Genomic DNA, 12,386 nt, shown 5'->3' with positions numbered 1-12,386 from the left:
GATGCCGGTGGTTCATTCAACCGAAAGATGACGAAAGTATTCCTCGAGAAACTCGACGCAAACCCGCAGCTTGGCCGACTGGCTCAACCGCGTCGGGTACACCGCCCAGACGTTGGCGCTCTGGGTGTAATCGTGCAGCACCTGCACCAGTCGCCCCTGCTCCAGCATCGGCTTCACATCCCACATCGAGCGCAACAGGATCCCGCCGCCACTCAGGGCCCACTGCAACACGATCTCACCGTTGTTGGACGATAACGGCCCGCTGACGCGTACCGATTCTTCCTGCCCGTCCTTCGTCAGGCTCCACACGCCGAACGCGTTGTTGCGTTCCTTGAGCACCAGGCAATCGTGGTCTTTCAAGTCCGCCAGCGATTGCGGCACACCCCTGCGCTCCAGGTATTCGGGCGTTGCACACAGCACCCGCCGATTGCTCACCAGTTTGCGTCCCAGGTGCTGGCCCGGCAGGTCATCACCCACGCGGATTTCCAGATCGAAGCCCTCGCCGACGATGTCGACCACGCGATCAAACACGTCCAGGCGCAATTCAAGCCTGGGATAGGTTTGCGACAGCTCGCAGATCGCCGGTGCCACATGGTTGCGCCCGAAACCGAAGCTGCTGCAGATGTGCAGCGAACCCATCGGCTGTTGCCGCGCCTGTGATATTTCGCCGACGAAGTCATCGAAGTCACCGAGCAACTTCTCCGCCCACACCCGCACCCGCTCGCCGTCGTCAGTCAGCGCGATGCGCCGTGTGGTGCGGTGCAGCAGTCGAGTCGAGAGCGTGGTTTCCAGCACGGAGATGCGTTTGCTGATGTACGCCGGGGAATACCCCAGCTCCTCGGCAGCGCTGGCGAAGCCGTTTTTTCGAACGACGGTGAGGAACACCTTGAGGTCTTCAGGCAAGGGAAATTGATCACGATTCGTGTTCATACGCCTCATACTTTCGCTGTTTATTGCGTTATTAGCGAAGGATACCATCGATCTACCGAGTGGCAATCCATCCCCGGCCAACCGTGGTTTCTGAATCCTCGATAAAAACAACATGAGGAAAGCGCGACATGAACAAGCCCTATGAACAATCCCTGAAAATCGAAACCGCCTCCGACGGCGGATTTGTGCAACGCCTGCGCAGCCTGTGCGCCTACGAAATCGGCGTCATCCCGCTGCCGATCTTTCTCGGCATCGCGGTCATCGTTTATCTCTCGGCCCATCTGGGCTTCCTGCCCAAGAACATGATCGGCGGGCTCGCCGTCATCATGACCATGGGCGTGTTTTTCGGCCAAATGGGCTCGCGCCTGCCGATCCTCAAGGAAATCGGCGGCGGTGCCATCCTGTGCCTGATGCTGCCATCGATCCTGGTGTTCTACGGCTTCTTCGGACCGGCGACGATCGACGCCACCAAAATGCTGATGAAAGAAGCCAACTTCCTTTACTTCGTGATCGCCAGCCTGGTGGTCGGCAGCATTCTGGGCATGAGCCGTTTCATTCTGGTTCAGGGCATGCTGCGGATGTTCATTCCCTTGCTCGTCGGCACCCTGGCCGCCGTTGCCAGCGGGTTGATCGTTGGCAAGTTGGTCGGCTACAGCTTCCACCACACGTTCTTTTTCATCATCGTGCCAATCATTGGCGGCGGGATCGGCGAAGGGATACTGCCCCTGTCGCTGGCCTACTCGGCAATCCTCGGCGGCACGCCGGATATCTACGTGGCTCAACTGGCGCCCGCCGCCGTGGTCGGCAACATCGTGGCGATCATCTGTGCCGGTTACCTGGCGCGCCTGGCCCTCAAGCGCCCGACCATCAATGGCGAAGGCTCGCTGATTCGCGCCAAGGACGAGAATGACCAATTCCTGGTCAAGGAAGACACAGGCACTATTGTCGACTTCCGCGTCATGGGTGCAGGGGTGCTGGTAATCTGCGCGTTCTTCGTCCTCGGCGGCCTGCTGGAAAAAGTCGTGGGCATTCCCGGCCCGGTGATGATGATCCTCGCGGCGGTGCTGTTTAAGTACCTTCGGGTGCTGCCGGAAAAACTCGAGAAAGGCGCCAACAGCTTTTACAAACTGGTGTCATCAGCGTTCATCTGGCCGGTGATGATCGGCCTGGGCATGCTCTACGTGCCGCTGGACAGTGTGGTGAAAGTGTTCTCGGTCGGCTACGTGCTGGTATGCGTCTCGGTGGTGGTGTCGATGACCGTAGCCGGCTTCTTCATCGGCAACCTGATGAAGATGTACCCCATCGAATCGGCCATCGTGACCTGCTGTCACAGCGGCCTGGGCGGCACCGGAGACGTGGCGATCCTGTCGGCTTCCAACCGCATGTCGCTGATGCCGTTCGCGCAGATCTCCACGCGCATTGGCGGTGCCTCGACGGTGATTCTGGCGACGATACTGTTGCGGCTTTTTGTTTGACGCGGTGCCGGTGACCCAAGGGTGTTCTCTTGTGCAAGAGAACACCCTTTCCATCACTTGAAAAAATCGCTCGGCGTCTTGCCGAACTGCTTCTTGAACATGGTCGTGAATGCGCTTGGACTGTCGTATCCCAGCTCCCCGGCGATGTCGATGATCTTCTCCCCGACGGCTATCCGTTCCAGCGCCAACAGCAGTCGCGCTTGCTGGCGCCATTGGCCGAAAGTCATGCCGGTTTCCTTGCGAAACCTGCGCTGGATGGTTTTGGCGTCGAGGCTCAACCGGGCGCTCCAGTCCGACAACGTCGAGCCATCCCCGGGATCACGCTGCAACGCACTACAGATCAGGTTGATACGTTGGTCGGCGGGCTGCGGCAGGTTCAATGGCAAGGTCGGCAGGATCGTCAGCTCATCCAGGATCAGCCGCAGCACCCGGGCTTCCCGCGAGTCCGGATTGCAGGCGAAGTCGAAATCGACCGAGACCTTGATCAGCTCGCTCAGCAACGCGGAAACACTCACCGCCCGGGTTTCGGCGGGCAGATCCAGGCTCGGGTCAGGGCGCACGAAAACGCTGCGCATCTTGATCGCCCCCACGCAGCGAATCGAATGCACTTCACCACTCGGCATCCAGATGCCACGGCTCGGCGGCACCGTCCATTGGCTGGTGGCGGCGTGCACCACCATCACGCCTTCGATGGCATAGATCAGTTGATGCTTTTCATGCGAGTGCGGCGGGATGAACCAGTTTTCCGGGTAGTCGGTCGCACTGCTGCGTACGCTCCAGCCGCCCTGGTCGATCTCCGCGAGAAATGTCTGCAATGGTTTGATCATGACGCCCTTTTTGCGATGGTCCATGCCCGAGTTGCGCGAGACGGGCGCCGTTGAGGCCCCTAGGATAACGCCGAACCCTGAAATTGGCTGCGCCTTGCGTTCGCAGTTCGCGTTTTTATCCGGAAACTCGCCTATGTCGACCACTACCCTGAGCTCACCCTCACACACCGCTTCGGTGGCCAGCCAGGCCAGCCCGCTGGTCATGCGTGTCATTGGTGCCTGTGCCCTGGCGCACCTGATCAACGACCTGATCCAGGCCGTGCTGCCGTCGATCTACCCGATGCTCAAGGCCAGTTATGGCCTGAGTTTTACCCAGGTCGGCCTGATCACCCTGACCTTCCAGCTCACCGCCTCGCTGCTGCAACCGTGGATCGGTTTCTACACCGACCGTCATCCCAAACCGTGGCTGTTGCCGGCCGGCATGGTCTGCACCCTGATCGGTATTCTGATGCTGTCGATGGTCGGCAGCTTCCCGGCCATTCTCGTGGCCTCGGCACTGGTGGGGGTTGGTTCGTCGACCTTTCACCCGGAGACCTCGCGGGTGGCGCGCCTGGCTTCGGGCGGTCGCTACGGCCTGGCGCAGTCGACCTTCCAGGTCGGTGGCAACGCCGGTAGCGCCTTCGGCCCATTGCTGGCCGCCGCGATCATCATTCCCTATGGCCAGGGCAACGTCGCCTGGTTCGGCCTGTTCGCGGTGTTTGCCATCCTCGTGCAATACGGCCTGAGCCGCTGGTACCGCAATCACCTGAACCTGTTCAAGCTCAAGCAAGGCAGCAAGGCCACCCACGGCCTGTCGAAACGGCGGGTGACGTTCGCCCTGGTGGTGCTGGCGGTGCTGGTGTTCTCCAAATACTTCTACATGGCCAGCTTCACCAGTTACTTCACCTTCTACCTGATCGAGAAGTTCGACCTGTCGGTGGCCAGTTCACAGCTGTACCTGTTCCTGTTTCTTGGCGCCGTCGCGGCGGGAACGTTCTTTGGTGGCCCGATCGGCGACCGGATCGGCCGCAAGCAGGTGATCTGGTTTTCCATCCTCGGCGCCGCGCCCTTCACCCTCGCCCTGCCCTACGTCGACCTGTTCTGGACGGGTGTGCTGAGCATGATCATCGGCTTCATCCTCGCCTCGGCGTTCTCGGCCATCGTGGTCTTCGCCCAGGAACTGGTGCCCGGCAACGTCGGCATGATCGCCGGGGTGTTCTTCGGCCTGATGTTCGGTTTCGGCGGGATCGGTGCCGCGCTGCTGGGGCACCTGGCGGATATCCATGGCATCGAGTACGTGTACACCTTGTGTTCGTTCCTGCCGTTGCTGGGGATTCTGACGATCCTGTTGCCTTCGACCCGGAGTGCTCGCTAAAGGATTCAGCCGATCATTTTTGATACCTGCCCTGTAGCACTCGGTAACACCAAGCCCTGTTGCGGTGCGTCTTTGCCACGACGCACCGCCAACCGCCGCGCTTCACACGGGCAATACCGCCATGGCGTACTTTGTGCATCCAAAGGCCATCCTCTTCTGCCTGTAGCCGCCATGCGCCCCAAGGAACTGAAACTCTGGACCACCGGTGTCGCCCACCTGCTCGACCTGCCTGCCGGGCATGGGCGGTTGTCGGGGTTGAGCCATTGGCTTCGGCAAATCTGCCCGGTCGATCATTTCGTGTTGTTTGTCTACGAAGGCAATCACCGGCCACTGGCGTTGTTCGATACGTTCTCGGCGGACAAGCGGGCGGTGTATGTCGACGACTATCAGTGCGGGCCTTACCTGCTGGATCCCTTCTACCTGGCTTGTACCCGTGGGCAGGCGCCGGGGCTGTGGCGTCTGCGCCAGTTCGCCCCCGACCACTTCTACCTCGGCGAGTACTTCCTGACCTATTACCAGCAAACCGGACTGGCCGAGGAAGTGGCGTTCTTCGTCGACCTCGGCGGTGGCGCCATGGCGGTGTTGTCGCTGATGCGATCCAGCGCCAGCTGTGCATTCAGCCGGGACGAAATGCAACTGGTCGAGTGCGCGCAAGCGGTGGTCGAGCAGGTCATCAATGAGGCCTGGCGCTTGCGTCAGGCTCAGGAACCGCGACCGGCGCAGGACCTGGACTTCAAGATCCGCGAAGCCTTCGACCACTTCGGCGCGCACATCCTCACCGGACGCGAGCAGGAAATCGTTCAACTGTTGCTGCGCGGCCACTCCAGCGCCTCAGTGGCCGAACAACTGAACATCAGCCCCGGCACGGTGAAGATTCACCGCAAGAACATCTATGCCAAGCTGGGCATTGGCAGCCAGTCGGAGTTGCTGGGGTTGTTTATTCGGGAGCTGACGGAGGATCCGTTGCAGGCCCCCGGCCTCAAGCTGCAAGCCTGATACCTGTCGGCTAGCAGCCCGCTCCCACAGGTCTATCGGTGATCCGGAGATTGTGGTCAGGGCGGATCAAGCTGATCCAACGCCCCTGGGCTCGGTTTGCAGGTTAATACCTGTCGGTTGGCAATAATCCCTTGTAGGAGCGAGCCCGCTCGCGATGGTCGTTAACGATTACGCGTGATGACTGGCTCAACGCAGTGCTCTTGGGTCCATCGCGAGCGAGCTCGCTCCTACAACAATCCGCTTCTATCCCCCAAGGGATATATACACCGCAAAACCCCGATTGCTAGTTTGGCCCCCGACGCACTGATTCATCACTGCAAAGGAGCCCGTCTCGTGAACAACACCCCGCCAAGCGATATCGAATTCTGCAATGTGGTCAAACGCTATGGCGAGGTGCAGGCCGTCGGCGGTCTGAATTTCGCGGTGCGGCGTGGCTCGTTTCATTCCTTTCTCGGCGGCTCGGGTTGTGGCAAGACCACCACCCTGCGCATGATCGCCGGCTTCGAACAGCCCACCAGCGGCGAGGTCCGCTTGGCCGGCAAGAGCGTTGCCGGCGTGCCGGCCTTCGAGCGGCCGGTGAACATGGTGTTCCAGCATTACGCGCTGTTCCCGCACCTGACCGTGGCACAGAACATTGCCTATGGCCTGCGCTATCGCACCCCGCGCCCTGACAAAAAACAGCAACTGCGCATGGCCGATGAAGCGCTGGAGATGGTACGCCTGAGCGGCTTCGGTCAGCGCAAGCCGAGCGAACTGTCCGGCGGCCAGCAACAGCGTGTCGCCCTCGCCCGTGCGCTGGTGAACAAGCCGACGGTGTTGCTGCTCGACGAGCCGCTGGCCGCACTGGACCGCAAGCTGCGCAAGGAGATGCAATCGGAATTGCTGCGCTTGCAACGCGAGATCGGCATCACCTTCGTGCTGGTCACCCACGACCAGGAAGAAGCCCTGTCGATGAGTGACAGCATCAGCGTGATGCACAACGGTTCGATCATCCAGACCGCCACTCCGGAACAACTCTATGAAGCCCCGGCCAGCCGCTACGTGGCGGATTTTATCGGTGAGTCCAATCTGTTCGACGGCACCGTGCGCCAGCTCAACGGCAACTCCGTGGTGCTGCGTACGGTGCAAGGGCTGGAACTGACCAGCCCCCTCACCCCCACCGGCAAAGCCCTGAGCGCCAACACCGCCGGTTGCATTGCGGTCCGGCCTGAGCTGATCAGCATCGCCGGGGCCAACGCCGAGATGACCCGGGAGGTGAAGCTGCCGGGTTGCGTCGAAGATCGCATTTATCTGGGCAATTCCACCGAGTACCGCGTGCGCACCCAGGCCTTTGGCGTGGTTTGCGTGCGGGTTCCGCGCCAGCAGGATCACGGCGCCAATGCATTCGAACACGGCGCGGCAGTGCGCGTCGGCTGGGATCACGCCAATGGCCTGGCCATGGCGTTGTAAATCATCGATTCGTTTCATCAACCGGATGTGGAGCGTGCTATGGACCAGAAGACTTTTATAAAAACCCTGCGCAGCTGGCAGAACGGCTCGATCAGCCGCCGTGAGTTCCTTGGCCGCACGGGCCTTGGGATCGCCGCCGCCGTGGTCGCGACCAACATGCCCGGCCTGCTGACCTCCACCGCAGAAGCCGCCGAGCAAACCAGGCTCGGTGATCGCCTGTCGCTGGCGACCTGGCCGAACTACCACAGCCAGGAAAACCTCGACGCCTTCGGCAAGACCACCGGCGCCCGGGTGTCGATGAGCGTGTTCGGTTCCAACGAGGAAATGCTCGCCAAATTACAGGCCGGCGGCAGTGGCTGGGACGTGCTGGTGCCGACCAACTACACCATCAGCACCTACGTCGGCCTGGGCCTGATCGAGCCGCTGGACCTGTCGCGAATCCCCAACTTCGACGCCTCGGCGTTCCAGCAAAAGTTCATGGCCCAGGGCACGGTGGACGGCAAGGTCTACGCGGTACCGAAAAACTGGGGCACCACCGGCATGCTCTACGACGCCGGCAAACTGAAAAACGGCCCAGCCAGCTGGAAGGAATTCTGGGCCGCCGCCCAAGGCCCGGCCAGTGGCCGGACGATGGTCCACGACTACCAGTTGACCGCCATCGGCAACGCGCTGAAAAGCTTTGGCTACAGCTTCAACTCCCTGGACCCGAAAGAACTGGCCGATGCCGAAAAGCTGCTGATCGAGGTCAAGCCACACCTGTTCGCGATCAACTCCGACATCCAGCCGTCGATGCGCAGCGGCGATGCCTGGCTGGCGATGTCCTGGACCGGCGATGCTTCGCAACTGCACCGCGACAACGCGCAAATGCAGTTCGAACTGGGCAAGGAAGGTGGCGAGTTGTGGAGCGACTTCTTCGCGATTCCCAAAAGCTCTGAGCACAAGGATGCCGCCTACGCGTTCATCAACTACTTGCTCGATCCGCAGCACAACAAGCTTGAAGTGCTGAGCCACGGCTACCCGAGCGGCGACAAGCGTGTCGACGCGCTGCTGCCTGTGGCGATGCTCGACGATCCGATCATGTACCCGGCCGCCGAGGCCCTGAGCCCGCTGGAGTTCGGTGCCGCCGCGACGCTGACCAGCCCGGCGCGCGCCGAACTGATGGCGCGATTCAAGTCCGCCTGATCGCTTGACCATGGCCAATGAGGAGTCACCCATGAATGCCGCCGCCCACCCGCAAACGGTGCAGCCGGGCCATGCCCTGTCGGTCGAGGTTCGCCAACGGCGCAGCCTCGGCCGGCGCATTACCCTGCTGATGCTCTTGCCTTCGACCCTGTGGTTCCTGCTGCTGTTGTTGATGCCGCTGGTGATCATCCTGGTCTTCAGTTTCGGCGAGCGCAGCGCCGTGGGCGGTTACGCCGGTGGCTTCACACTGGCCAACTACCTGAACCTCGGTTCTCGCGGCGCGGCGTTCAGCAACACGCTGATGTTGGCGCCGCTGGGCACCCTGGTGTGCCTGGTGGCGGCTTATCCATTGGCGTACTTCCTTGCGGTCAAGGTCACAAGGAACCGCTCGCTGTTGCTGACCCTGGTGATCGTGCCGTTCTGGACCAGTTTCCTGATCCGCACCTACGCGTGGATTTTCATCCTCAGCGGCAAGGGCATCCCGGCGCTGCTGGCCAGCCTGGGTCTTGAGGATGTACGGCTGATCAACACGCCGTGGGCGGTGCTGATCGGCATCGTCTACGGCTACCTGCCGCTGATGGTGTTCCCGATCTACGTCAGCCTGGAAAAACTCGACAAACGCCTTCTCGAAGCCTCGGCGGACCTCGGTGCCAGCGCCTTCGAAAGCTTCCGCCGGATCACTCTGCCGCTGTCCGCGCCGGGGATCATCACCGGGGTGATGCTGGTGTTCATCCTGCTGATGGGCGAGTTCCTGATCCCGGCCATTCTCGGTGGCGGCAAGGTGTTCTTTGTCGGCAACGCGCTGGTCGACCTGTTCCTGCAATCGCGCAACTGGCCGTTCGGCAGTGCGCTGGCCATGACGTTGGTGGCGATGATGCTGCTGATCATCGGCGTGTATCTGAAACTGGTGGCGCGCTACGGCGGCCGCCCTGCCGACGGAGGCCTGTGACATGTGGCTGCGCAGCTATTCAACCTCGCTGTATCTGTTTCTCTACGCGCCGATTGCCTTGATCGTGCTGTTCAGCTTCAACGCCGGACGCAGTGGCCTGGCGTTCCAGTGCTGCTCGGTGCAATGGTTCGGCACCGCATTCGGCAACCCGTTCATCATGGAAGCCCTGGGCAACAGCGCGCTGATCGCCTTCAGTTCGGCGGTGATCGCCACGCTGTTCGGCACCCTGGCGGTGTTCGGCCTGCAGCGTTGCGGCGCCAAGGTGCGCCTGTTGTTCGACGCGCTGACCTATTGCGCGATCATCGTGCCGGGCATCGTCATCGGCATCTCGACGCTGATTGCCTTCATCAGCCTGTTCGACCTGATCAACCCGTTGCTGGCGAGCTGGTTGCCAACGGTACCGAAGTTGAACATGGGGTTCTTCACCGTGATCGCCGCGCATTCGCTTTTCACCATGGCACTGGTGATGGTGATCGTGCGCAGCCGCGTCGATTCCCTGGACAAGGCCTTGCTGGAAGCCTCCGCGGACCTGTACGCGCCACCGATGGACACCTTCTGGCGGGTGACCCTGCCGCAGATCAGTCCTGCGATCATGGCCGGGTTCCTGTTGGCGTTCACCTTCAGCTTCGACGATTTCATCATCGCGTTCTTCGTTGCCGGTTCCGAAACGACGTTGCCGATCTACATCTTTTCCTCCATCCGCCGTGGCGTGACGCCGGAGATCAACGCAATTTCCACGGTAATCATCTGCGTGTCACTGGCCCTGCTGTTCACTTCCCGCCATCTGCAAAACCGCCGCACCGGCGTCCAGGAGTCGCACCATGCGTGATCAGCTCTATATCAACGGCGAATGGGTCAGCCCGGACCTGGGCGGCTATCTGGACGTGATTGATCCGGCCACCGAGCAAGTCTTCCACCGCGTGGCGGCAGGCACTGAAGAAGACGTCGACCATGCCGTGCGTGCGGCCCGTCGCGCCTTTGACAATGGCTGGGACCAGACCAGCGGCGCCGAGCGCGGGCAATGGCTGGAGGCGCTGGCTGATGAACTGGAAAGTGGCCAGCAGGCGCTGGCGGAACTGGAAGTGCGCGACAACGGAAAACCCTTGCCCGAAGCGCAGTGGGACATTGGCGATGCTATTGGTTGCTTCCGTTATTACGCCGGGTTGGCCCGCGAACTGGATCAGCAACAGGATCAGCCGCTGGACTTGCCGGACGCGCGTTTCCGCTGTCGCATCCGCCACGAACCGATTGGCGTGGCCGGGCAGATCATTCCCTGGAACTACCCGCTGCTGATGGCCGCGTGGAAGGTTGCGCCGGCTTTGGCTGCCGGGGCCACTGTGGTGTTGAAGCCGTCGGAACTGACGCCGCTGACCGCCCTGGAACTGGCCGCTGCCGCCGATCGTATCGGCTTGCCCGCCGGGGTGTTGAACCTGGTCACCGGCCTCGGCGCCGATGCCGGTAGCCCGCTTACCGAGCATCCGGGGGTGGACAAACTGGCCTTCACCGGCAGCGTGCCCACCGGCGCGAAAATCATGTCGGCGGCGGCCCGCGACATCAAGAACATCAGCCTGGAACTGGGGGGCAAGTCTGCATTTATCGTGTTCGACGACGCCGATGTCGAAGCTGCCGTGGAGTGGATTTTGTTCGGGATTTTCTGGAACCAGGGCCAGGTGTGCAGCGCCACGTCTCGTCTGCTGGTGCAGGAAACCATCGCTGCGCGCCTGATCGAACGGCTGGTGGAGGAAACCCGCAAGATCAGCATTGGCCCAGGCATGCAGCCCGGCGTACTGCTCGGTCCGCTGGTCAGCCAGGGCCAGTACGACAAGGTGCTCGGCTTCATCGACCAGGGCCTGGCCAGTGGCGCCCGTTTGCTCACGGGCGGACGGCGACCGGCGCACTTGCGCGAAGGTTACTTCGTCGAGCCAGCGATTTTCGACGAGCCTGGCCACAGCAGTATTTTGTGGCGCGAAGAAGTGTTCGGCCCGGTGCTGAGCATCAAGCGCTTCAAGACCGAAGAGCAAGCGCTGCAAATGGCCAACGCCAGTCGCTTCGGCCTGGCCGCTGCCGTGATGAGCGCGGACTTGCAGCGCACCGCCCGGGTCGCCAACCAGTTGCGCGCCGGGATCGTCTGGGTCAACTGCTCGCAACCGACCTTCGTCGAAGCCCCCTGGGGCGGCATGAAACACAGCGGCATCGGCCGCGAACTGGGCCAATGGGGGTTACACAATTACCTGGAGGTCAAACAGGTGACCGAGTACGTCAGCGACCAGCCTTGGGGGTGGTACTTGAAGTAAGCAGGTCAAACTGTGGGAGCGAACTTGCTCGCGATAGCGGTGGGTCAGCCAATATCTTTGTTGGATGCGCCGGCCTCTTCGCGGGCAAGCCCGCTCCCACAGGGATGGTGGCCGGTCGTTAAATTGGCGTTCACCGAAAGTCAAAACTGTGGGAGCGAGCTTGCTCGCGATAGCGGTGGGTCAGCCAATATCTCTGTTGAATGTGCCGGCCTCTTCGCGGGCAAGCCCGCTCCCACCGGGATGGTGACCAGCCGCAGGATTGGCGTTCACTGAAAGTCAAAACTGTGGGAGCGAGCTTGCTCGCGATAGCGGTGGGTCAGCCAATATCTCTGTTGGATGTGCCGGCCTCTTCGCGAGCAAGCCCGCTCCCACAGGGATGGTGACCAGCCGCAGGATTGGCGTTCACTGAAGATCAAAACTGTGGGAGCGGGCTTGCTCGCGATAGCGGTGGGTCAGTCAATATCTTTGTTGGATGTGCCGGCCTCTTCGCGAGCAAGCCCGCTCCCACCGGGATGGTGGCCAGCCGCAGGATTGGCGTTCACTGAAAGTCAAAACTGTGGGAGCGGGCTTGCTCGCGATAGCGGTGGGTCAGCCAATATCTCTGTTGGATGTGCCGGCCTCTTCGCGGGCAAGCCCGCTCCCACAGTGATGGTGACCAGCCGCAGGATTGGCGTTCGCTGAAGATCAAAACTGTGGGAGCGAGCTTGCTCGCGATAGCGGTGGGTCAGTCAACATCTTTGTTGAATGTGCCGGCCTCTTCGCGGGCAAGCCCGCTCCCACAGGGATGGTGGCCGGTCGCTGGATTAGCGTTCACTGAAGATCAAAACTGTGGGAGCGGGCTTGCTCGCGATAGCGGTGGGTCAGCCAACATCTCTGTTGGATGTGCCGGCCTCTTCGCGAGCAAGCCCGCTCCCACAGTGTCCCCGGGAT

Annotated in this window: 10 protein-coding genes; 8 read left to right on the top strand and 2 right to left on the bottom strand. The window is 61.6% G+C overall.

All coding sequences use genetic code 11. From position 1 onward, the window contains the following. Positions 1-12: 12 nt before the first annotated feature. Complete coding sequence (locus PspS34_RS11845) at positions 13-930, bottom strand: LysR substrate-binding domain-containing protein (RefSeq protein WP_057715257.1); 918 nt, start codon at positions 928-930, stop codon at positions 13-15. 128 nt (positions 931-1,058) lie between these two features. Here PspS34_RS11845 and PspS34_RS11840 point away from each other — a divergent pair, with 128 nt between their 5' ends. Next, the gene (locus PspS34_RS11840; RefSeq protein ID WP_057715258.1) at positions 1,059-2,405 is read left to right on the top strand and encodes a 2-hydroxycarboxylate transporter family protein; all 1,347 of its coding nucleotides are present in this window, start codon (positions 1,059-1,061) and stop codon (positions 2,403-2,405) included. 53 nt (positions 2,406-2,458) lie between these two features. On the opposite strand, the gene PspS34_RS11835 is transcribed toward PspS34_RS11840, so the two are convergent. Beyond that, positions 2,459-3,232, bottom strand: coding sequence for a helix-turn-helix transcriptional regulator (locus PspS34_RS11835; RefSeq protein ID WP_150814501.1), 774 nt, complete (start codon positions 3,230-3,232; stop codon positions 2,459-2,461). Between the two features lie 133 nt (positions 3,233-3,365). Here PspS34_RS11835 and PspS34_RS11830 point away from each other — a divergent pair, with 133 nt between their 5' ends. From PspS34_RS11830 to PspS34_RS11800, 7 genes are all read left to right on the top strand, one after another. Next, on the top strand, positions 3,366-4,586 hold the full coding sequence (locus PspS34_RS11830) for an MFS transporter (RefSeq protein ID WP_159389780.1): 1,221 nt from the start codon (positions 3,366-3,368) through the stop codon (positions 4,584-4,586). A 171-nt stretch (positions 4,587-4,757) separates the two neighbouring features. Beyond that, positions 4,758-5,582, top strand: coding sequence for a LuxR C-terminal-related transcriptional regulator (locus PspS34_RS11825; RefSeq protein WP_150814504.1), 825 nt, complete (start codon positions 4,758-4,760; stop codon positions 5,580-5,582). A 333-nt stretch (positions 5,583-5,915) separates the two neighbouring features. Next, positions 5,916-7,031 (top strand): ABC transporter ATP-binding protein, encoded by a 1,116-nt coding sequence (locus PspS34_RS11820; protein ID WP_159389779.1) that lies wholly within the window; start codon positions 5,916-5,918, stop codon positions 7,029-7,031. A gap of 39 nt (positions 7,032-7,070) precedes the next feature. Then, positions 7,071-8,213, top strand: a complete 1,143-nt coding sequence (locus PspS34_RS11815) for a spermidine/putrescine ABC transporter substrate-binding protein (protein WP_057715263.1) — start codon at positions 7,071-7,073, stop codon at positions 8,211-8,213. A 31-nt stretch (positions 8,214-8,244) separates the two neighbouring features. Further along, positions 8,245-9,162 (top strand): ABC transporter permease, encoded by a 918-nt coding sequence (locus PspS34_RS11810; protein WP_057715264.1) that lies wholly within the window; start codon positions 8,245-8,247, stop codon positions 9,160-9,162. Position 9,163: 1 nt separating this feature from the next. After that, positions 9,164-9,991, top strand: coding sequence for an ABC transporter permease (locus PspS34_RS11805; RefSeq protein WP_015095519.1), 828 nt, complete (start codon positions 9,164-9,166; stop codon positions 9,989-9,991). Beyond that, positions 9,984-11,456: an aldehyde dehydrogenase family protein gene (locus PspS34_RS11800; protein WP_159389778.1), complete on the top strand. Its 1,473-nt coding sequence runs from the start codon at positions 9,984-9,986 to the stop codon at positions 11,454-11,456. Before PspS34_RS11805 ends, PspS34_RS11800 begins: the two co-directional genes overlap by 8 nt. Positions 11,457-12,386: the final 930 nt, after the last annotated feature.

It is taken from the genome of Pseudomonas sp. S34 (genome assembly GCF_009866745.1).
In the GTDB taxonomy this organism is placed as follows: domain Bacteria; phylum Pseudomonadota; class Gammaproteobacteria; order Pseudomonadales; family Pseudomonadaceae; genus Aquipseudomonas; species Aquipseudomonas jessenii.
This window is presented reverse-complemented; position numbering and strand designations above follow the sequence as displayed.